The sequence below is a fragment of the Haloechinothrix halophila YIM 93223 genome (genome assembly GCF_000504245.1).
GTDB classification, from domain to species: domain Bacteria; phylum Actinomycetota; class Actinomycetes; order Mycobacteriales; family Pseudonocardiaceae; genus Haloechinothrix_A; species Haloechinothrix_A halophila.
Genome location: NZ_KI632509.1, coordinates 275,987 through 296,559 on the forward strand (window position 1 = coordinate 275,987; position 20,573 = coordinate 296,559).

19 protein-coding genes are annotated in these 20,573 nt (G+C 68.4%); 3 read left to right on the forward strand and 16 right to left on the reverse strand.

Annotated elements, in window-relative coordinates:
• Nucleotides 1-20: 20 nt before the first annotated feature.
• The 11 genes from AMYHA_RS01350 to AMYHA_RS01400 all read right to left on the reverse strand — a co-directional run bounded on the left by AMYHA_RS01350 (nt 21) and on the right by AMYHA_RS01400 (nt 12,783).
• The gene (locus AMYHA_RS01350; RefSeq protein WP_051399409.1) at nt 21-530 is read right to left on the reverse strand and encodes a DUF3093 family protein; all 510 of its coding nucleotides are present in this window, start codon (nt 528-530) and stop codon (nt 21-23) included.
• Nucleotides 527-1,156 (reverse strand): hypothetical protein, encoded by a 630-nt coding sequence (locus AMYHA_RS01355; protein ID WP_051399410.1) that lies wholly within the window; start codon nt 1,154-1,156, stop codon nt 527-529. Before AMYHA_RS01355 ends, AMYHA_RS01350 begins: the two co-directional genes overlap by 4 nt.
• A 3-nt stretch (nt 1,157-1,159) precedes the next feature.
• Nucleotides 1,160-2,131 (reverse strand): porphobilinogen synthase, encoded by a 972-nt coding sequence (hemB, locus tag AMYHA_RS01360; protein WP_084036685.1) that lies wholly within the window; start codon nt 2,129-2,131, stop codon nt 1,160-1,162.
• Nucleotides 2,132-2,311: 180 nt separating this feature from the next.
• On the reverse strand, nt 2,312-3,784 hold the full coding sequence (locus AMYHA_RS01365) for an LPXTG cell wall anchor domain-containing protein (protein WP_157361695.1): 1,473 nt from the start codon (nt 3,782-3,784) through the stop codon (nt 2,312-2,314).
• Nucleotides 3,785-3,930: 146 nt separating this feature from the next.
• The gene (locus AMYHA_RS01370) at nt 3,931-5,472 is read right to left on the reverse strand and encodes a bifunctional uroporphyrinogen-III C-methyltransferase/uroporphyrinogen-III synthase (protein WP_034267157.1); all 1,542 of its coding nucleotides are present in this window, start codon (nt 5,470-5,472) and stop codon (nt 3,931-3,933) included.
• Between the two features lie 189 nt (nt 5,473-5,661).
• Nucleotides 5,662-6,609 carry a hydroxymethylbilane synthase gene (gene hemC, locus AMYHA_RS01375; RefSeq protein WP_034267160.1) on the reverse strand — a complete coding sequence of 316 codons (948 nt, stop codon included), beginning with the start codon at nt 6,607-6,609 and terminating at the stop codon, nt 5,662-5,664.
• Nucleotides 6,610-6,623: 14 nt separating this feature from the next.
• Nucleotides 6,624-7,961 (reverse strand): glutamyl-tRNA reductase, encoded by a 1,338-nt coding sequence (locus AMYHA_RS01380; RefSeq protein ID WP_034267162.1) that lies wholly within the window; start codon nt 7,959-7,961, stop codon nt 6,624-6,626.
• Nucleotides 7,962-8,789, reverse strand: a complete 828-nt coding sequence (locus tag AMYHA_RS01385; RefSeq protein WP_231104590.1) for a redox-sensing transcriptional repressor Rex — start codon at nt 8,787-8,789, stop codon at nt 7,962-7,964.
• Nucleotides 8,790-9,016: 227 nt separating this feature from the next.
• A complete protein-coding gene (locus AMYHA_RS01390; protein WP_051400297.1) occupies nt 9,017-10,585 on the reverse strand; it encodes a molybdopterin-dependent oxidoreductase in 1,569 nt (522 codons plus the stop codon).
• 266 nt (nt 10,586-10,851) lie between these two features.
• Nucleotides 10,852-11,088 (reverse strand): glutaredoxin family protein, encoded by a 237-nt coding sequence (locus tag AMYHA_RS01395; protein ID WP_034267165.1) that lies wholly within the window; start codon nt 11,086-11,088, stop codon nt 10,852-10,854.
• Between the two features lie 186 nt (nt 11,089-11,274).
• On the reverse strand, nt 11,275-12,783 hold the full coding sequence (locus AMYHA_RS01400; RefSeq protein WP_407919865.1) for an AMP-binding protein: 1,509 nt from the start codon (nt 12,781-12,783) through the stop codon (nt 11,275-11,277).
• A 457-nt stretch (nt 12,784-13,240) separates the two neighbouring features.
• On the opposite strand from AMYHA_RS01400, the gene AMYHA_RS01405 reads away from it, so the two are divergent.
• The 3 genes from AMYHA_RS01405 to AMYHA_RS01415 all read left to right on the forward strand — a co-directional run bounded on the left by AMYHA_RS01405 (nt 13,241) and on the right by AMYHA_RS01415 (nt 16,483).
• Nucleotides 13,241-13,849 (forward strand): sigma-70 family RNA polymerase sigma factor, encoded by a 609-nt coding sequence (locus tag AMYHA_RS01405; protein ID WP_231104900.1) that lies wholly within the window; start codon nt 13,241-13,243, stop codon nt 13,847-13,849.
• Nucleotides 13,850-14,036: 187 nt separating this feature from the next.
• Entirely contained in the window at nt 14,037-15,245 is a 1,209-nt protein-coding gene (locus AMYHA_RS01410; protein WP_034267171.1) for a DUF5667 domain-containing protein, read from the forward strand.
• Between the two features lie 140 nt (nt 15,246-15,385).
• Nucleotides 15,386-16,483, forward strand: a complete 1,098-nt coding sequence (locus AMYHA_RS01415; protein WP_330758938.1) for an HAD family hydrolase — start codon at nt 15,386-15,388, stop codon at nt 16,481-16,483.
• Between the two features lie 37 nt (nt 16,484-16,520).
• On the opposite strand, the gene AMYHA_RS01420 is transcribed toward AMYHA_RS01415, so the two are convergent.
• The 5 genes from AMYHA_RS01420 to proC all read right to left on the reverse strand — a co-directional run bounded on the left by AMYHA_RS01420 (nt 16,521) and on the right by proC (nt 20,551).
• Nucleotides 16,521-17,582 carry a lysophospholipid acyltransferase family protein gene (locus tag AMYHA_RS01420; RefSeq protein WP_034267176.1) on the reverse strand — a complete coding sequence of 354 codons (1,062 nt, stop codon included), beginning with the start codon at nt 17,580-17,582 and terminating at the stop codon, nt 16,521-16,523.
• 87 nt (nt 17,583-17,669) lie between these two features.
• A complete protein-coding gene (locus AMYHA_RS01425; protein WP_034267179.1) occupies nt 17,670-18,719 on the reverse strand; it encodes an NAD-dependent epimerase/dehydratase family protein in 1,050 nt (349 codons plus the stop codon).
• Nucleotides 18,720-18,960: 241 nt separating this feature from the next.
• A complete protein-coding gene (locus tag AMYHA_RS26155; protein WP_005453035.1) occupies nt 18,961-19,062 on the reverse strand; it encodes a 30S ribosomal protein bS22 in 102 nt (33 codons plus the stop codon).
• Nucleotides 19,063-19,199: 137 nt separating this feature from the next.
• Nucleotides 19,200-19,412 (reverse strand): helix-turn-helix domain-containing protein, encoded by a 213-nt coding sequence (locus tag AMYHA_RS01430; RefSeq protein WP_034267182.1) that lies wholly within the window; start codon nt 19,410-19,412, stop codon nt 19,200-19,202.
• 272 nt (nt 19,413-19,684) lie between these two features.
• Nucleotides 19,685-20,551: a pyrroline-5-carboxylate reductase gene (gene proC / locus AMYHA_RS01435; protein WP_084036690.1), complete on the reverse strand. Its 867-nt coding sequence runs from the start codon at nt 20,549-20,551 to the stop codon at nt 19,685-19,687.
• Nucleotides 20,552-20,573 lie beyond the last annotated feature (22 nt).

Here is a 20,573-nt window from a genome sequence, read left to right on the forward strand (position 1 = left end):
CACCCAGCGTCGTCCGACCATCACGCAGACAGCAGCTCACGCAGGGCCGTGCGCAGGGCCTGCCCGTCTCGTGCCCACGCAAGCACTACCGTGCCGTCGTCAAGGCGCAGCGGCAACTCGTCGTACTTCCTCGGTGGGGCGAGGCCACCGCCAAGGACCCGGGACCCTCGCGGCACGCCACCCGTCGTACCCGTTGTGCCACCGGCGCTTCCCACGGCATCGGCGGCATCCTCCGCTTCGTCCTCTTCATCCGCGATGGCGGAGATGCGGTCGACCGGCAGCGTCTCCTCCCCCTGCCGCAGCAGATCGGGTGTCAGCCGGACGACGGCAAACCGCTTCCGGGCGTACACCCACATCGCCGTGAACCCGCTCAGCGCGAGCCCCGCGATGAGCCATACCGGATACAGCACCGGTCCTGGCGTGAGGACCTCGAACAGGATGCCCGCGACCGCGAAGCCAGGCCCGAACAGCAACGCCCACCAGCTCGCCGCCAGTTCCTCGTAGCGGACGTCAGTGGTGCCGATGGTCACGAGTAGTCCTGCCAGCGCCTGCGAACCTTGGGCAGCGGCGGGAAGTAGCCGGAAACGTTCGGCAGGAACAGCAGCACCGCCGCGATCACGGCCAGCCCGAGCGCGATCACGTGCAGCGGGTTGACGAACGCCGACGGCATGCCGACGACGAACACCAGCAGTAACGCGGCCAGCAGCAGCAACGCGGTACGGGCCGAGCGAGTGCCCTCCCGCACGCGGTAGGCGAACAGTCCAATCAGGCCGGCGATCATCAAGGAACCGACCAGCAACAGCCATAACAAGCCGGGCACGCCCGCCGCGACCTCGGAGTCGCTGATCCCCCGGTTGGCGATCGACTCGCCTGCGCGCTGGGCGGTCTGGTAGGCGTCAAGCAGTTCCTCGGTGATCGCGCGCTGATTCGCCAGCATCAGCACGAACCCCGCGACCATTACGCCCGCAGCGAGCAGCCACAGCAGCACCGAGATCCGCACCAGCTGCGGCGGGTCGGCACGCTCGCGGCGGTCGGACGACAGTGGCGGCAAGCCCATCGCCGCGCGTTCGGCCTCGTCGACCGGGTAGTAGTCGTCATCGCGCGGCGAGGGGCCGTCCTCGTCGGGATCGTTGGGTCCGTACGGTCCTGTTGTCATCACTCAGTCCAGCCACGCAGCGGCCTCGGCCGCCCAGTACGTCAGCACCATGTCCGCGCCTGCGCGACAGATCGACGTCAGCATCTCGACGACGGTGCGCTCACGGTCCAGCCAGCCACGCTCCACGGCGGCCTCCACCATGGAGTACTCGCCGGAGACGAGGTAGGCGGCGACCGGGACGTCGGAGATCTCCGACGCCGCCGACACGATGTCCAGATAGGACATCGCGGGCTTGACCATCACCGCATCAGCACCCTCGGCGAGATCGAGCTCGATCTCGCGGATCGCCTCGCGCGCGTTGGCCGGGTCCTGTTGGTAGGTCTTGCGGTCGCCCTTGAGCTGGGAGTTCACCGCCTCGCGGAACGGGCCGTAGAACGCGCTGGCGTACTTGGCGGCGTAGGCGAGGATCGCGACGTCGGAGTGCCCGGCGTCGTCCAGCTCGGCACGGATGGTGGCGACCTGGCCGTCCATCATGCCGCTCGGGCCGAGCATGTGCGCGCCCGCTTCCGCCTGCGCGACGGCCATCTCGGCGTAGCGCGTGAGCGTGGCGTCGTTGTCCACCTTGCCCTCGGAATCCAGCACGCCGCAGTGGCCGTGATCGGTGAACTCGTCGAGACAGGTGTCGGCCATGATCACGGTGTCATCGCCCAGATCGGAGCGCAGATCGCGCAGCGAGACGTTGAGGACGCCGTCCGGGTCGCTACCAGCGGAGCCGGTGGCGTCGTGCGTGCGCGGAACGCCGAAGATCATGATGCCGCCGACGCCTGCGTTTACCGCCTCGGCCGCCGCCTTGCGCAGCGAATCGCGCGAGTGGTGCACCACGCCGGGCATGCTGCCGATCGGCTTCGGCTCGGACAGCCCCTCGGCGACGAACATCGGCAGGATCAGCTGTCGTGGTCGCACGGTCGTCTCGCGCACCAGCCGCCGCATCGCCGGTGTGCTCCGCAACCGCCGTGGTCGCTGTTCGGGAAACACACCGCCGACCGTACTCCGGGTGGCGTACGCAGCAACGTCGCGGGGTGCGGCACGGAGCGGGGTGGCCCCTGCCGGAGTTGATCAACTCCCTGCGCACTGTGACGAGCATAACCGGACAAACCGGACGTGAAATGGTCACACGGCGCAGGAAGTTGATCGACTTCGACTAGGGCGGTCCAGTCAGCGCTCCGGAGCCGTCTTGCGTCGGCGCATCCACCACGTCAGGCCAGCACCAACCGCGAGCAACCCCGCACCGGCAGCGGCGAGCCAGCGGATCGCGGCGTTAGCCCCCGTTTGCGGCAGGTCCCCGGCTGCCTGGTCCGGCGGCGCCGGTTTGTCATGATCGCCCCCTCCTGGCGCGCTTGGTTGCGTAGGCGGGTTCGACGGCGGCGTCGACGGGTCGCTGGGTGACGGTGACGGACTGGGTGACGGTGACGGACTGGGTGACGGTGACGGACTGGGCGACGGTGACGGACTGGGCGACGGGGTCGGCTCGGGTTCCGGGTCTGGGTCTGGATCGCCGTTGTCGATGTTGCTGGCACTGGTGCCGCCCAGGAAGGCGGTCTCCGTATTGCGATACGCGGTTTCGGTTCGCTGCGACGTCTTGGTGGTCTCGGCCGTCCGCGGATGCTGCGAGTCGAACTCGGCCTTCGTGACGTTCCGCTTCGGAGCCTTGGAGAAGTCCACGCCGCCTGCGCCTTGGTTGTACACCTTGCCGCCGTACTCCAGCTCGAACCACTCGATGCCCTCGCGGAGCGTCGTCATGTACTGCTGCCAGACCTCGTGCTTGCTCCAGTCGGCGTTCTCGCCCCGAAGCGGCCAGCGGGACACGTCGTTGCTGTTGATGATCTCCCGGAAGTCGGTCGCCTTCTTCGCGTCCTGCTGCCGGACCCACTCGGCCGCGATCCGGGAGGCGTACACCCGCCGCAGGTCGGCGTACTCCGGGTTGTTGTTCACCCGCTTCTCGACCTCGGGCATGATCCACCGCCGCACCGACTCTTCGCTGAGCCGCTTCTCGGGCTCGGTCAGATCACACTCACGCGCGCCGGGTGCCTGCCAGTCGGTTTCCAGCCACTCGGCGTCGACACGCAGCGGGGCGTCGAGGATGTAGATGCCGCCGTTCTGCTCCCGGACCTTCGCGGGCTTTGGCTCGATCCAGAACCGCACCGTCGGGAAACAGGGGATGCCGTCCCGCCGGGGCGCGGTGTCCCAGTAGAGCTGGGCTTCCTCCCGATTCTCCGGGTTGATCGCCTCGGCGAAGTCGTACTTCATCGCCAGATCGGCCTCAAGGAGGACGCGGCCCGCGTCGGTGCTGGCGAACGCGCTGTCCATGATCGTGTCCGGCTGGTCAGGGTTGAGGTTGACCCAGAACTTGTCCGGGGTCAGCGCGAGCCACGTGAAGAAGGCGTCGGACGCGAGTTGCAGCTTCTTCTGCCCGCCATAGCCGGGTTTCGCGTCCGGATCGGGGACGTAGTCGGCCTGGAACGAGTAGTCGATCCCCTTGCCCTTGTGCGGGTTGCCGACGTACTGGAGTTCGAGCGTGGTGAAGTCGATGCCACCGGGGCCACGCCCGAACGCGCCACCGGAGTACATCCGCTGGAGTTGCTTGGCTTTGGTTCTAACGACGTCAACCGCACAGCGGCGCGGTGACACGGTGAAAGACGCATTCCCTGCGCCTACCCCGCGAAGTCGATCAACTTACCCTGGGCTGCGACCATCTAAACCGAACATAACAGACACAGTTTGGTCGCGAGGCAGGGTAAGTTGATCGACTTCGACGCCCTGCGCGCTCGTCGCCGTCAGGACGACGACGAGCGGCGCTGGCGCTTGGCCTTACGGGGTGGCGGCAGCGCACCCTCGGCGCGCAGCTTCGCCGCGTGCGCGGCCAGCTCGTCGACCAGCACGGTGACCAGCGGCTTCGAGGCGTGGACGTCGACCCGCAGGCCGAACTCGGTCGCCGTCTCGGCCGTCTTCGGGCCGATGCAGGCCACCAGCGTGCGGGCGTGCGGCTTACCGGCGATACCGACCAGGTTGCGCACGGTCGACGCCGAGGTGAAGCACACCGCGTCGAAGCCACCCGTCTTGATCATCTCGCGAGTCTCGGCTGGCGGCGGCGATGCGCGCACGGTGCGGTACGCCGTGACGTCGTCGACCTCCCAGCCGCGCTCGGCAAGTCCCGCGGACAGCGTCTCGGTGGCGATGTCGGCGCGCGGCAGCAGCACCCGGTTGACCGGGTCGAGGATGTCGTCGAACGGCGCGAACTCCGCGAGCAGGCCCTCGCTGGACTGCTCACCCTCCGGCACCAGCTCCGGCTCGATGCCGAACCCACGTACCTTCGCGGCGGTCGCCTCACCGACGCAGGCGATCTTGACGCCGGAGAACGCGCGGGCGTCGAGACCGAACTCGGTGAACTTCTCCCACACCGCTCGGACGGCGTTCGCCGAGGTGAACACCACCCACTGGTAGCGGCCGTCGACCAGGCCCTTCACCGAGCGCTCCATCTGCGCGGGGCTGCGCGGCGGCTCGACGGAGATCGTCGGGACCTCGTGCGAGGTGGCGCCGTGGCTCTCCAGCCGCTCCGCCATCGCACCAGCCTGCTCCTTGGTACGCGGCACGAGCACCTTCCAGCCATACAGCGCGCGGGACTCCCACCAAGACAGCTTCGCGCGGTCGCCGACGGCGTCGCCGATGGTGATGACCAGCGGGCCGACCGCTTCACCGACGTCCGCGGCCATGGTCGACAGCGTGGTGTCGATGGTGCGCTGGGTGTTGATGGTGCCGTTGCTGGTGACCGCGACCGGGGTGTCCGGCTTGCGGCCGTGCTCGACCAGCTGGGAGGCAGCCTCGGCGAGGTGCGCCGACGTGCCGCTGAGCACCAGCGGGCCAGGCGTGGCAGCGAGACCGGCCCAGTCCACCTCGGCGTGCAGGTCAACCTCGGTGTGCTCGCCGCCGAGCGCGATCCCGGCGTAGGCGGGCACGGCGACGCCGGGCGAGACGGCGGGCACGATGTCGAACACCGCCGGTGTCTTGGCGACCTCGTTGGCCTCCGCGACGACGGCGGGGCGGGTCAGCGGGTCGCCCGAGATCAGCCGCAGCACGAGCCTGCCGGACTCGGCGGCGTCGGCCAGGTCCTTGGCGACCTCGCTCGACTCGCCGACGGCTGGCCGCACCTCCGCCTCGTCACCCGCGAGCGCGAGCACGGTCGAAGGCACATCGGGGTCGGTCACAATGAGGTCGGCCTTACCGAGTAGCTCCGTTGCCCGCGCCGTGATCAGGCCGACGTCGCCTGGGCCGGAACCGACGAAGACGACTCGCCCGGTTGAAGTCCGTGCGGGGGTCATGTTCTGCGTTCTCCTCTGTCGTTCTCGCGGGTTTTCGCTATGGGAGTTGTGGTGCGCCGCGACGTCTCGCTCACCGAGAAGTGTCGCGCCGCACGGTGTCGTGCACGGCGACCCCGCCTCGCCAGTGGCAACAGCGGCACATGCCGCGACTGCCGCTCACGAGGCGGTGGCCACCTGGCCCAGCGGGGGTCAGGCCCCTGGGCCGGAAGGGGCGGACGCGCCGAGATCGAGTAACTCGACCGCCAGATCGCGGCCAAGCGACTCGGCATCGGCCAGCTCGCCGGTAGCCGACGCCCGCACCATGTCGACCGCGCCGGAGGACGTCTCCGTCGCCGCGACGCCGCGCAGCGACAGCCGCTCGACGACTGACCCGTCATCGGCGAGGTCCTCGACGACATCGGCCAGCGCGCCGACCGGCGCGCTGCAGCCCGCCTCGAGCCTGGCGAGCACCGCCCGCTCAGCCGTCACGGCGGCCCTGGTCGCCTTGTCGTCCACAGTGGATGCGAGCAGATGTTCGATGTCGACGTCGTCCGCGCGGCATTCCACCGCGAGCGCACCCTGCGCCGGGGCGGGCAGCATCTGGATCGGGTCGATCGTCTCGGTGATCTCGTCCAGCCTGCCGACCCGAGCCAGCCCAGCGCGGGCGAGCACGACGCCGTCAAGCTCGCCGTCGAACACCTTGCGCATCCTGGTGTCGATGTTGCCCCTGATGCCGACAACCTCGAGGCCGAGGCCCAGCGCACGGAGCTGCGCCGCCCTGCGCGGCGAGCCGGTGCCGATCACGGATCCGGGCGGCAACTCGCCGAGCGCGAGGCCGTCACGAGCGATCAGCGCGTCGCGCGGGTCCTCCCGCTCCGGCACGCCCGCGATAACGAGGCCGGGCTCCGGAGTGGTCGGCAGGTCCTTGTACGAGTGCACCGCGACGTCGATCTCACCGGACGCGAGCGCTTCCCGCAGCGCCGACGTGAACACGCCGACGCCGATCTCGGCGATCGGCGCACTGGAACGGTCACCGGGCGTCGAGATCGTGACGATCTCCACCTGCTGCCCGCTGCGCTCGATGCGCTCGGCGATGGCCGACGTCTGCGCGAGCGCGAGCCCGCTGCCTCGGGTGCCGATCCTGATCGTCTTAGTCACCGTGGGAACAGCCCTCACTGGGTTTCACCATCCGTGTCGATCTGGTCGTGCTTCGGGGTGTGCGCGGCTGGCTTCGACACCGCGACCGGCGCTGCCGGGTCGAGCCCGAACAGTTCCCGCAGCGCATCGGCGTAGTCGGTGGACTCTGGACTGGCCGCGAGCTGCTTGACCCGCACGGTCGGGGTGTGCAGCAGCTTGTCGACGACGCGGCGCACGGTCTTGCCGACCTCGTCGCGCACATCGCTGTCGAGTTCCGGCATCCGCCGGTGCAGCCGCAGCAGTTCGGCGTCGACCACTTCGGCCGCCTGCTTGCGCAGCGCGGCGACGGTCGGCGTCACCTCGGCGCTGCGCTGGCCCGCCAGGTACTCCCGCACCTCATCCAGCACGATGCCGGACGCCCGCGCGGTCTGCTTGGCGGTGTCCGACGTCGCGCTCGTGTCCATCCTGCGGCGCACCGACTCGAGGTCGACGATCCGCACGTCGTCGAAGTCGTCGATGGCCGGTGCGACGTCGCGCGGCAGCCCGAGGTCGCAGACGACGAGCGGACGGCCCTGCCTCGGCAGCACGTGCTCCGTCGAGACCACGACGTCCTGCGCGCCGGTGCAGGCCACCGCGAGGTCGGCGTCGGCGAGCGCGGTGGCGAGATCGGCCATCTCGACGGCCCGCGCGTCGCCACCCGTCTCGGTGATGTTCGCGGCGAGCCTCTCGGCGTTCTCCAGCGTGCGGTTGGCGACAACGATCCGGCCAATACCGGCCTTGCGCAGCTGCGACGCCGCCAGCGCTCCCATCGAGCCAGCGCCGACGATCACCGCGGTGCGGCCTTCGATGTCACCCGCGTCGGCGAGCGCCTCGGATACCACCGACGCCCCGAGCGAGCCGAGTCCCGTCTCGGTGTGCACCCGCTTGCCGACCCGCAACGTGGTCTGCACCAGCCCGTGCAGCGCGCTGCCGACGGTGCCCGCGTCACGGGCGTCGGCGTACGCGGCGCGCACCTGGCCGAGGATCTGCGTCTCACCGAGCACCATCGAGTCGAGCCCGGACGCCACCGAGAAGATGTGCTCCACCGCGGCGGCGGCGTAGTGCACGTAGAGGTTGTCGTAGAGCGCTGTCGGCTCGACGCCAGCCTTGTCGGCAAGCACCCTCGACACCGATGTCAGGCCGCCGTGGAATGCCTCGACGATCGCGTAGACCTCGATGCGGTTGCACGTCGACAGCAGCATGACCTCGGCGATGTCCGGCGACTGCTGCAACTCGTGCAGGACTTTCGGCAGGTCGGCCTGAGTGACGGCGACCTGCTCAAGGGTGTCGAGGTCCGCTGTACGGTGCGAGAGCCCCACGACGAGCACGTTCATTCAGACCACCTCACCATTCGAGGATGCGCGCGCCGCCGCTGCCCGTCGACTCGCACGTTGCTCGGCGTTGCGAGCGACGTGGAAAGACAGGATTTGCAGCTCGATCGCGAGGTCGACCTTTCGGACCTCGACGTGCTCCGGGACCTGGAGTACGACCGGCGCGAAGTTCAGCACGCAGTGCACGCCGCCATCGACGAGGCGGTCGCACACCGCCTGCGCAGCGGTGGGCGGCGTCGCGATCACACCGATGGCGATCTTGCGCTTGGCGCAGATGTCGGGGATGTCGTCGATGTGGTTGACCGGGAGGCCCCCGACTGGGATGCCGATCAAGTCGGGATCGACGTCGAACAGCGCCTCGACCGGGAAACCCCTGCCAGGGAAGCCGCCGTAGTTGGCGAGCGCGTGGCCGAGGTTACCGATGCCGACGACGGCGACCTTCTGTTGTCCCGTCAGCCCGAGCACCCGCTCGATCTCGCTGGTCAGGACATCGACCTCGTAGCCGACGCCGCGCGTGCCGTAGGTGCCGATGTAGGAGAGGTCCTTGCGCAACTTCGCCGAGTTGACCCCGGCGGCGGTGGCGAGTTCTTCGCTGGAGACGGTGACCGCACCCTGCTCTGCCATGCCGGACAGCACCCGCAGGTAGACGGCGAGCCGCGCGACAGCCGCTTCGGGAATCGCCCGCGCCTTGTCCGTTGCCATGGGCACCTTGCGCCCGTTCACCGAGCCAGTGACTGGCTCGCTGACTGCCGAGGGGTCCTGGTCCCGCACGGCGGGCAGCTCGGTGGTCGGCGCCGAGTCGTCGCCGCCATCACGCTGTACCCGTGCCACCTGCTCTCCTTGCTGACCGATTTGTCCGCGCACGCGACTGTGGGACAACCCCTGCGAGAAATGCAAAAATTGCGGAGGAAGCGCCGCGCGCGGCACAAGGTGTAGGTACCTACGGTAGCCGCTTGTGAATGCGTGCACAAAATCCGTGGTCGCGCCGGGTGAGCAGGCCCACGTCATCCCGGCCGCGGGCGGCTCACGCGCGGCCAACCGCACCGGCCTGTCGCGGCCTACTGTGCCGTGAACGTCACGCTGTGCCATCCGGTCGCACCATCCGGCGCCACCGGGGTCTCCACCTCCGGCTGCGTCGCCCCGGTGCGATCCGTCGCCCGGCACGTCACCGTGTTCCGCCCCGGCGACATCCGCACCGTAGCGCGCCACATCCGCCAGGTGTCGACGCTGACCTCGGTCGACAGCTCGGCCCGCTGCCACGGCCCATCGTCGACGCGAACCTCCACGGCGTCAATACCCACGTGCGGCGCCCACGCCGTGCCGGCGACGACGACATCGCCAGCCGTGATGTCGCCGAGTGGACCATCGATGCGGGACTGCGTCTTGACCGGCGCCTCCCGCGCCCAGCCGCGCGGCTGCCAGTAGCCCTGTTTGGCCTTCCACGTCGTCAGCTCCAGATCGACCAGCCACTTCGTCGCGGACACGAAGCCGTACAGGCCGGGCACGATCATCCGCACCGGGAAGCCATGCGAGACCGGCAACGGCTCGCCGTTCATGCCAAGCGCCAGCATCGCGCGCCGATCGGGCTCCATGACGGCGTCAACGGGGGTGCCAGCGGTGAAGCCGTCATGGCTGGTGGAGTAGAGCTGCTCCGCGCCGGGTTTGACGCCCGCTTCCCGCAGGAGGTCGCGGAGGTCGACGCCGATGAAGTTCGCGGTGGAGATCAGCGTGCCGCCGACTGGGTTGGACACGCACGCCAGCGTGAGGGTGCGCTCGACGAGCGGCCGCTGGCGCAGGTCGTCGTAGGTGAGGGTGATCGGGCGCTCGACCATGCCGTGAATCCGCAACGTCCACTCGTCGACCGGCACGCGCGGAACGACCAGTGCGGTGTGGATGGTGTAGAAGTCGCGGTTCGGTGTGATCAGCGTGGGTGTGCCGTTGGCGGCGAAGTCCGCGCCTGCCGGGATGGGCGGGGCGGTGGTCGCTGGGGCGAAGGGCGCGATGTCCGCACGAGACGCCTGGATGTCCGGCCCGGCGAACGTCTGCCCGGTGAGCCCCGCGACGCCCGCTCCCGCCGCGACACCGATCGTCGAGCCGAGGAAACGACGACGGGAGGCATCGGTGACGGCACGGGGCTCCCGCACCTCGACAGCACCGCCAGCGTCACCAGTTCCGGACACCGTCCTCGGCCCGTACGTTTCGAGCGCCAGCCGGTGCAACCACGGAAACACCGCGATGCCAACGAGGAAGCTGACGATCGGCGCGGTCACGGCGAGTTGCCCCAGTTCGGGGCGGGTCACCACGGCGGCGAGCCCTACCGCGCCCAGCGCGATGATCAGCCCAATCCCCGGCGCGGCCCTGCGCCGGGACACAGCGCCCGCGGCCAGCGCGATCAGCACGAGGGCGACGCCGATGCCGAGCAACAGGGCGAGCTTGTTCTTGGTGCCGAAGACGTCCTTGCCGAACTCCACCAGCCACGACGGCGCGAGGTCGATGACGCTGTTGCCGACAGCGAGGAACGGCGACGCGCCAGGCCCGACGAACGCCGCGACGAAATGTCCCGCGGTGAGCGCGGCGAGCAGCGCGAGCACGACGACGAGTACAGCCGTGCCCAGCGGCAGACGCATCGGCCCTTCCGACTCGGTACGCGTCGCGTCGTCCGGTCCAGGGCTTACGTCGTCTGGCAGGCCAGGCGAGGTGTCCATGTCTCCATCATCGCCGCGGGCTCGACGTCCGGCCCGCATTCGGCGGTTACGAGTGCCTTACGTCGTCAGAGCCGCTCACCTGCTCCGCCGTCCGAAGCCCAGCCACACGCCCGGCACCCATCGCGAGCAGACGATCTTGAGGCGTTTCGGTCGCCATAGCGACCACGACGTCTACAGATCAACACGGGTCACGACGTCAGGGCCTGGCGGAAGCGGTCTTCTTCGACGCGCCAGTAGCCGTGCTCCTTGCCGTCGATCAGGATGACGGGCACCAGGTCGCCGTACTCGGCGCGCAGCTCGGGGTCGGTGTCGACGTCGGTCAGCGACCACGGCACGCCCAGCTCGCCGCAGATTCGCTCGACCTCCTGCTCAGCCGTCACGCACAATGAGCAGCCCTGCCTCGTCATCACGGTCACCTCGTGCATGCGCCCCATCATGCCGGAGGGTGGCGCGCGATGGGTCTCGGCCGCACGCCGGGAATGAGGAACACAACGTCGTGAACGTCGAACACAACGTGTTGAGCGACGAACACGGCGTCCCGAATGCATGACACAGCGTTCTGAGTGTCGGACACGACGCAACGGGGGCCAGGCATCCCGCCGCGCCCGTCCCTATCGCAGCGGCGTGCGGCTGAGCTTGCCGAGGGCGGTGTAGGGCAGTTCCTCCGTGAACTCCACGAAGCTCGGCACCTTGTAGCGCGCCAGTTGCTCCGTGCAGTGGTCAATCACCTGTTGTTCGGACAGCGCCGCCGACGGCGCGACGACGACAACGGCCTTTACCGCCTCGCCGCTGCGCTCGTCCATCACACCGACCACGGCGACCTCGGCCACCCCGGGCAGCTCCGCGATGACGTCCTCCACCTCGTGCGGATAGACGTTGAAGCCGTTGACGATGATCAGGTCGTTCACACGGTCGACGAGGTGCAGGTCGCCGTCGGTGTCCAGGTAGCCGACGTCGCTGGTCTGGAACCAGCCGTCGGCGTCAGGACCGCCGTCGCCGTCCGGCCAGTAGCCGGAGAACAAGTTGTTGCCGCGCACCGTGACCAGCCCGGTGACGTCGTCCTCTTCAAGCAGGTCGTCGGGGTCGTCCTCGTCGAGCGGGACGGGACTGCCGATCTCGGCGCCGTCGTTGCCGATCAGCCGCAGCTCGACACCGGGGATCGCCTTGCCGACCGAACCAGGCTTCGGATAGCCGGTGACGATCGTCGAGGTCAGCACGGGCGCGGTCTCGGTCAGCCCGTAACCCTCGTACACACCGAGGCCGGTCGCGTTCTCGATCGCGGCAAGCACCTTCGGGTGCAGCGGCGCCGCCCCCGACGTCAGCAGTCGCACGCTGGCAAGCCCCGAGGCCAGCGCCTCGGCGGGCAGCTCGGCGAACTCGCGGAACATCGTCGGCACACCGGCCACGATGGTGATCTCGTGACGCTGGCAGTACCCCAGCGCCTTGGCCGCGTCGAACCGTTCCGCGAGCACCGCCGTCGCGCCCCGCGCGGCCACCTGCAGCAGACCAAGGCCGAAGCCGTAGACGTGGAACAGCGGGATCGCCACGAGCACCCGGTCGCCGTGCGCGACCGGCGCCGGCCGCAGCTGGCCCACCTGCTCGACGTTCGCGAGCAGCGCCCGGTGCGAGAGCATCACGCCACGCGGCGAGCCCTTTGCTGACGTCGTGTAGCAGAGCATGGCGATGTCCTCGCCGCTGGTCACCGGCTCGACCACGTCGGCGGGCGCGACATCGACGCCGGGCGGCGGCAGCACCGTGCCACGCTCCCCTGGCCACTCGACGTCCTTGGTGCTGATGACGGTGGCGGCTTCGCTGTGCGCGAGCAGCCCGCGCAGTTCGGCGACCGGCGACTGCGGCGACGACGGCACCGCGATCCCGCCAGCGCGCAGCACGCCGAGCACCGCGACGGCGTAGGCGGCCGACGTCGGCAGCCGCACCACCACCCTGTCGCCCGGCGCGACGCCGGACTCCCTGAGCGTGGCCGCGGCGGCGTTGACGGCGTTGTCCATGTGTTGCCAGGTCAGCGCCAGCTCGGACGAGCTGTCCACAAGCGCCGTCACGGCAGGCCAGTTCGCCGCCGCCGATGCGGCGAGGTCGGCCACGTTCGCGTCAGCAGCCACGGGTTCTCCTATCGGGTTTCGCAGTCCGTACGTTCACTCGCACGGCGCAGCGCGCAGGGGGGTCACCAGCATGGCAAGCGACCCACGAACCCACCACAGGGCCCCGATCGTCCGCGCGGTTATCGCCAACCGAACGAGCCCTTGTCAGCACTGGGGCGCGCGTAAACTGAAGCTTTACGCCCGCCATCAAACACGTCACGTAGTCACAGCAGCGCACAACCGTTACCCACAACACACCAAACTAGATGAAGTGTCCCGCGTCATAGGCCGATCGGATGAGCATCTCGTTATTGGTTCTGCCCGACCACTACCTAGGAGCGTGACCACGACGTATGCTTCCTACGCCCGAGTAGCTAACTCGGGCATCACTAGCCACTAGGTGTAACCGGCGCCGTGATCGAGGGAGACCATGTCGAATGCCCTTGTCAGCTTGGTGGACACCGGCGACGACATCGCGATGAAGTCGGCGGACAGCACGGACACCGAGGACACCACGTCGGAGCAGGCGTGGGGTCTGGTCCACGCGGCCCAGCAAGGCGACACAGCTGCCTTCGGCATGCTCTACGACCAATACGTCGACACCGTGTACCGGTACGTCCTGTTCCGGGTCGGCGACAAGGAGCTCGCCGAGGACGTCACCAGCGAGACGTTTCTCCGCGCGTTGCGCCGGATCACCTCCGTCAGCTATCAGGGCCGCGACGTCGGCGCCTGGTTCGTCACCATTGCCAGGAATCTGATCCTCGATCACGTAAAATCGAGCCGCTACCGCAGGGAGATCGCCACCGGCGAGATCGCCGACGCGGGCAGCGTGCCGTTTCTCGCCGAGAAGCAGGCGGACGCGGGCCCCGAGCAGCAGGTCATCGCGATGGCGACCAAGGACGAGTTGTTCCGATGTATCCAGGAACTCGGCGACGACCAGCAAGAATGCATCGTGCTGCGGTTCCTGCAGGGACTGAGCGTCGCGGAGACCGCGGAGATCATGGATCGCAACGAGGGCGCGATCAAGGCGCTGCAACACCGGGCCGTGCGAAGGCTCGCGCAACTGATGCCGAACGGCCTGCGATGAGGAAACTTCTCATGACACTCGAACGGGTTAACCTACGCCACACCTGGCAGCCAGGTCGTAACTACCACGACCCCGAGGTCGTTAAAAAGCAGCAACGAATCGACAGCCGGCAACGCGCGCAACACACGCGCACGGCGCCGGTGTCCGGTGACCACCGGACACCCCTCTTGGGAGGTGGGGACGCAGGGTGAACGAGCCCGTTTGGTATCGGCGCAACAGGGATAGAAGCGACCGCTTCGCCCGAGTAGTCGACAGCGCCGAAACACACGACGACCACGAGTTCGGCGACGAACTCGCTGTCGTCTCAGCGCTGCGCGAGCTCGGCTCACAGCCTGCTCTCGACAAGAGCGGTCGCGACCGGATCTTTGCCGCCATCGAAGCGAAGTCAGCCACCGCTGTCGTAGGCGACACAACCGACAGCGCGCAGGAGACGACCACCGACAGCGCGAACGAGCCTGTTCCCACACACACCCTCCGCAGCCCGGAGTCGCCCAAGCATCGCCAGAAGCGCAAGGCCTCGCTGCTCGCCGCCGCGACGGCGGCCAGCATCGTCGCGGCTGGGGCGCTCGGCATCGAACTCTCGCAGACCGCCATCCCTGGTGATCTGCTCTACGACCTCAAGCGCACGACCGAGTCGATCGCGCTCGACCTGACCTTCTCCGACGAAGGCAGGGCTCGCAAACACATCGAGATCGCATCCACTCGCATCGACGAGCTCACGGCGCTGGTCGAGCGAGACGACGCCGACGGCGGCGCCACGGCCGACGAGGCGACCGACTACCGCACGCTGCTGATCGACCTCGACCGCTCCGCGATCATCGCGTCCCGGGTCATCACGGACAACGCGGCCGACAACGACGACCGCGGCGACCTCACCATGCTGCGCGACTGGGCCATGCGATCAGGCGATCGGCTCGCGACGCTGCAGCCCTCCATCCCCGACACGGTCCTGAACCGTTTCGGACAGAGCACACAGCTGGTGCGCGACATCGAGGACAGGACCGTCGCGCTGCTGGGTCGCGCCCACTGCGATGCGATGGTCGCGGACGCGTCCGACATCATTGGCGTCTTGCCTGCGACAGGACAATGCGACACCGCGCAAGACGGGCGCGAACACGTCGCGGTGCAGCCAAAGGCGAGCTCGGAGTCGACGAAGACGGAAAAGTCGGGGCAGGACGCCGCGTCGCCACTTCCCGCGACGACAGCGCCGGATCTCGACCCGACCGGCAGGACAAGCGATCCCGAGAACACCGGCGACGACACCGCGGACGAACCGCTCACCGTGCCCGAGCTGCCTGAGCCGTCGCTACCAGGGACCGACGAGGAGCCGGTCGAGGAGTCCTCTGAGGCGAATTCCCCCGGCATCCCGCTGCTGCCGGAACTCGGCATCGGCTGACGGCGACACGGTGGTGTCTTACCTGCACACAGCCACTAACGGGGGTATGAAGATCGCTCAACCACCTCGGCGATCACCCCGCGCACAATGACACACTAGGAGCCAGCACTTTCCACATCCTTGACTGGAGGCTGGTGCGGGTGGCGCTGTGGCGTGGCAAGGACAAGAACCGCGAGCTAGAGCGGCTGGCGGCGATGGCGGGTGAAGCATCAGCCGAGGCCGCCGTGTCCTTAGAGCACGCGCGGACAACCGCCGATGATGGCGGGCCTGAGCCGGACGTCGTGCCGGGCACACTCCCCGATGGCGATCCGGACGCCGTCCCCGATGTCGAGCCGGAGCCGCTGGACGTCACCGCGGAACTCGCCGAGTCCGTCGACATCGAGAACGGCGAAGCGGCCGCCGAGAAGGGCCAAGCGGCAGCAGCCGCGGCGGAGAAGCTCGCCGAGGACGAACCGGGACCGCCTCAGCCGGTCGCCCCCGATCTGACCGCGGCGGCATTCTTCGACGTCGACAACACGATGATGATGGGCGCGTCGATGTTCCACTTCGCGCGCGGGCTCGCGGCGCGCAAGTACTTCACGACGTCCGATCTCGCCGGGTTCGCCTGGCAGCAGGTCAAGTTCCGGGTCGGCGGCAAGGAGGGCGACGTCGGGTCTCCGCGCGAGCAGGCGTTGTCGTTCGTAGCCGGACGCAGCGTGGAGGAGCTGAATCAGGTCGGCGAGGAGATCTACGACGAGCTGATGGCGGACAAGATCTGGTCCGGCACCAAGGCGCTCGCGCAGATGCACCTCGACATGGGCCAGCGGGTGTGGCTGGTAACCGCGACCCCGGTCGAGCTGGCGACCATGATCGCGCGCAGGCTGGGGCTGACCGGCGCGCTCGGCACCGTCGCGGAGCAGGTCGACGGCGTCTACACCGGCAGGCTCGTCGGCGATCTCCTGCACGGCAGGGCGAAGGCCCACGCCGTCCGCGCGCTCGCGGCGAAGGAGGGGCTGAACCTCAAGCGCTGCACCGCGTATTCCGACTCGCTCAACGACGTGCCGATGCTGTCCGTCGTCGGCACGGCGGTCGCCATCAATCCGGACACCGGCCTGCGTGACGTCGCACGGCAACGGCACTGGGAGATCAGGGACTGGCGCACCGGCCGCAAGGCGGCGAAGATCGGCGTGCCGTCCGTGCTCGGCGCTGGCGCCGTGGCGGGCGCCGTCGCGGCTGGCCTGGCGTACCGGAAGCGGTAAGGGGCGGTCTGAGCAGATCAGCCCGAGCCGCGGCCCGTCAATTCCCGAACACGCCACCGCGCTGCGCGAGGCGTTCGTACAACAACTGCTGCATGGACTCGCGCACCCGGTCGGTCAGCGACAACACGCGCATCGGGTCGTCCCAGGCGTCACCGTCTTCGAGGTCGGTACGGACCGGCTCGCCGAACTCGATGTGCCACTTCGTCGGCAGCGGCACGGCACCGAGCGGGCCAAGGAGCGGGAAGAACGGCGTCACCGGGAAGTACGGCAGCCCGAGCAGCCGCGCGAGCGGCTTGATGTCGCCCAGCTTCGGGTAGATCTCCTCAGCGCCAACGATCGCGCACGGGATGATCGGCACCCCGGTGCGCAGCGCGGCGGAGATGAACCCGCCCCGACCGAACCGCTGCAGCTTGTACCGCGCGCTGAACGGCTTGCCGATGCCCTTATAGCCCTCGGGGAACACCCCGACCAGCTCACCGCCACGCAGCAGTCGCTCCGCGTCGGGGTGGCAGGCCAGCGTGTGCCCTGTCTTGCGCGCGAGCATGCCTACGAACGGCAGCCGGAACAACAGGTCGGCACCGAGCAACCGCAGGTGGCGCTGCTTCGGGTGGTTGTCGTGGACCGCGACCATCGTCATCAGCGCGTCGAGCGGGATGGTGCCGGAGTGGTTGCACACCACCAGTCCGCCGCCACCGATCGGCAGGTTCTCCGCGCCGTGGACCTCGACCCGGAACCACTTGTCGTACAGCATCCGCAACGCGGGCAGCAGCATTGTCTCGGTCAGCTCGGGGTCGAAGCCGAACTCGTCGATGTCGTACTCGCCCGTCAGCCGCCCGCGCACGAAGTCGAGAGCCTTGGCGACGGCTTCGGGCACCGCCTCATCGGCACCTGCTTCGTGCCCAGGCAATGTCGGCTCGACGCGGACACGCTGGCCGGGGACATCGGCCGAACCGGGCAGGTTGACTACGGCGGCACCCCCGTACTGCTCGACGGCCTCAGCAGCGTGTCTCCTGCGCTGGCTACCACCCCGTTCCGCCGAGCGCAGCGGGATGACCTGGGCGGACTGGCCATCCTGAGCCTCGTCGCGCGCGTCCCTCACCGACGTCGCGCTAGTAGGCCCTGATCCGCTGACTGGGTTCCTGTCAACCATGACGGGTTTCTCCGAGCTTGTTGAGATCGGTTGCGATCACTGTGATGGGACGTGCTCGTTCGTCGAGGGCAGCGCGACCTTGCGCAGCAGTGCCGACAACGAGCGGCCGTCAATGACAGGACGCAACGCCCTGCCCTGGACATAGTCCTCGAACGCCTCGCGGGTCGACCAACGAGGCGCGTAGCCGAACTCCCGCTTCAGCAAGTTCGTGTCAACGACCCTGCCGAAATTGAGCAGCTTGAGTTGATCACGGGAGAAGTCGACCAAGTTGGCGCCGCGAAGCAGCCTGCTCACCGACGGCAACGCCGGCATTGGCAGCGGCAACTCTGCCCTGCCTGCCAGCCGGACGGCCTGCGACAGCGCGAGCACGCCATCGCCGCCGACGTTGAACACGCCGGGCTTCTCGCGCACCGTCGCTAGTTCAAGGACGCTCAATGCGTCGCTGGAATGCACCAATTGCATGCGCGCGTCGTAGCCGAGCACGGTCGGCACGACGGGCATCGCGAAGTAGCGCGTGGTCACCGTGTCGACCTCGGGGCCGATCATGCTGGTGAACCGCGCGACCGTAACCGTAATGTCCGGCCTGCGACGTTGCAGGCCGCGGACATAACCCTCCATCTCGACGGCGTCGGAGGCGAAACCTTTCGGCGACACCGCCATCAGCGGCGAGTCCTCAGTGAACACCGCTGGCGAGCGGGCGCTCGCGCCATAGACGGCAGCCGTCGACTTCACCACGAGCTTGCGCACCAACGGCGAACGCTGGCACGCGGCGAGCAGCCGCATGGTGCCGATGACGTTCATCTCCTTGACCGGCGTGCGGCGAGCCGGCCCAGGCGGGTGCGCTGTCGTCGAGGCGTGCACCACCGTGTCGACCTTCGCGGCGCTGATGATCTTGGCGATCAACGGGTTGCGAATGTCCGCCCTGACGAACTCCGCATTGCCCATGCGCGCGATGATCCGTTTCGGGGGCGGGCTGGTGTCGACGCCGATGACCCGCTCGAAATCCGGATTGTTGCCAAGCCGTGCGAGTAACTTGCCACCGAGTTCCCCCGAGACCCCGGTAACCAGCACGATATTCGACGGCATGGGTCTCCCTTACAAGCGAGATTGAAGATCGCGGGTCGCGTCACCGATGCGGGGTCCTGGCACTTGACGCAGTCGTGATCCTACCGCGTACATAGCCGTTATCGGAGGTCGCTAACAAGCTGTTAACCCGCGAGCGGGAATCTCGCCACGGAGACCACCCGGATGGCCGCAGAGCGTCCACAATGTGGACGCTCCGGCGGGTGGTGGAAGTCTGCCCGCGCTCAGGCGCGGGGAATGTGGGTTACTTGCCCTGCTTACGCCGCTGGACGCGCGTCCTCCGCAACAGTTTGCGGTGCTTCTTCTTCGACATGCGCTTACGACGCTTCTTGATCACAGAGCCCACGGGTGCTCCTAACACTGCGGCTACGGTTGCGGAACTAGGCCGACGGATATCACGTGGCCGACCAGCGGCGTGCCAGATTACCCGCAGTTCATCGCCCGGCGAGCAGCGGGTATGGCTACACCGGACGCGGCGGTCTTTCAGCCGACGTCGAAGTAGGCGCTCTCCAGGTAGTCGTGCACGGCTTTCTCCGGCACCCGGAACGACTTGCCGACCCGCAGGGCTGGCAGCTCGCCCGAGTGAACGAGCCGGTAGACGGTCATCTTCGACACCCGCATCAGCGAGGCCACCTCGGCCACCGTGAGGAACTGGACCTGCCCGGCGGCGGGCAGGTTATCGGAGTTGTGCGGCATGGTTCACCGTGCCCTTGATCATCCGGCACGTGTCGCGCCACCGGGCTTCCCCACCGGGTGGTACGGACACGTACACGTGCGTATGTCCGAGCCTAACGGGACGGGTGTGGCAATAGCGACGCGTGAAGCCAAGTTCGCACTCAAGTTGCAACGATCGTGGGCGTTTCGCTACCGCTCGGGTACCACTTGATGTGGTATTAGGCACCGTCTCCAACGAGCTGACCCGCCCGATTCGGATGTCGGGCGGGAGCCTCGCGACCCTGGGGCGCGGCTTACTCGTGCGCCTTGCCGAGTTCCACCGCGCGGTCCCTCGCGGCCTCGATCGCGGCGAGCAACGCCGCCCGGACGCCGTGTTTCTCCAGCTCACGGATGGCGTTGATCGTGGTGCCCGCTGGGGACGTCACGGCTTCGCGCAGGATGACCGGGTGCGTGTCGGAGTCCGAGAGCATCTTGGCCGAGCCGACCGCCGACTGGATGATCAGCTTCTCCGCGATAGCGCGCGGCAGCCCAAGCAAGATGCCCGCGTCGATCATGGCTTCGACCAGGTAGAAGAAGTACGCCGGGCCGGAGCCCGACAGCGCCGTCACCGCGTTGAGCTGCGACTCCGGCAGCTCAACGACCTGCCCCACGCAGGACAGCATCTTCTCGACCGTCGCCATGTGGTCCGGTGTCGCGTACGCGCCGGCGGAGATCGCGCTCATCGCCTCACCGACGACCATCGGTGTGTTCGGCATGACCCGCACCACCGGGACGTCACCGAGCCGGTTCTCGAACAACGTCGTCGACAGGCCAGCGCACAGCGTCACAACCAGCTTGCCCGGCGTCATCAGCGGCCGGAGCTTCTCCAGCAGCGGCTCGATATCCTGCGGTTTGACGGCGACGACCAAGACGTCGGCGCGCTCGGCCGCCTCCTCGATCTCGACGCTCCGGATGCCATAGGCGTCGGTCAGCTCGGCGGAGCGTTCCGGGTGTCGCTCGGTGAACAGCAGCTCATCGGCGGTGTGCCCGCCGTGCAGCAGGCCGGACATCAACGCCTCGCCGATCTTGCCAGCCCCGAGTACAGCGATCACGGGCTTGACCTGGTCGTCGTGCGCGGTGCCGGACGTGGCGAGGTTGTCGGACTTGTCGAACGCAGCCATGGGCTAAGCGTGCCAGACGCCG

Excerpts from the sequence above, each read along its gene's own strand:
- AMYHA_RS01355 (WP_051399410.1), bottom strand. The coding sequence starts at position 1,156 with ATGACAACAGGACCGTACGGACCCAACGATCCCGACGAGGACGGCCCC.
- AMYHA_RS01370 (WP_034267157.1), bottom strand. The coding sequence starts at position 5,472 with ATGACCCCCGCACGGACTTCAACCGGGCGAGTCGTCTTCGTCGGTTCC.
- AMYHA_RS01380 (WP_034267162.1), bottom strand. The coding sequence starts at position 7,961 with ATGAACGTGCTCGTCGTGGGGCTCTCGCACCGTACAGCGGACCTCGAC.
- AMYHA_RS01390 (WP_051400297.1), bottom strand. The coding sequence starts at position 10,585 with ATGCGTCTGCCGCTGGGCACGGCTGTACTCGTCGTCGTGCTCGCGCTG.
- AMYHA_RS01395 (WP_034267165.1), bottom strand. The coding sequence starts at position 11,088 with ATGCACGAGGTGACCGTGATGACGAGGCAGGGCTGCTCATTGTGCGTG.
- AMYHA_RS01405 (WP_231104900.1), top strand. The coding sequence starts at position 13,241 with ATGAAGTCGGCGGACAGCACGGACACCGAGGACACCACGTCGGAGCAG.
- AMYHA_RS01425 (WP_034267179.1), bottom strand. The coding sequence starts at position 18,719 with ATGCCGTCGAATATCGTGCTGGTTACCGGGGTCTCGGGGGAACTCGGT.
- AMYHA_RS01430 (WP_034267182.1), bottom strand. The coding sequence starts at position 19,412 with ATGCCGCACAACTCCGATAACCTGCCCGCCGCCGGGCAGGTCCAGTTC.
- proC (WP_084036690.1), bottom strand. The coding sequence starts at position 20,551 with ATGGCTGCGTTCGACAAGTCCGACAACCTCGCCACGTCCGGCACCGCG.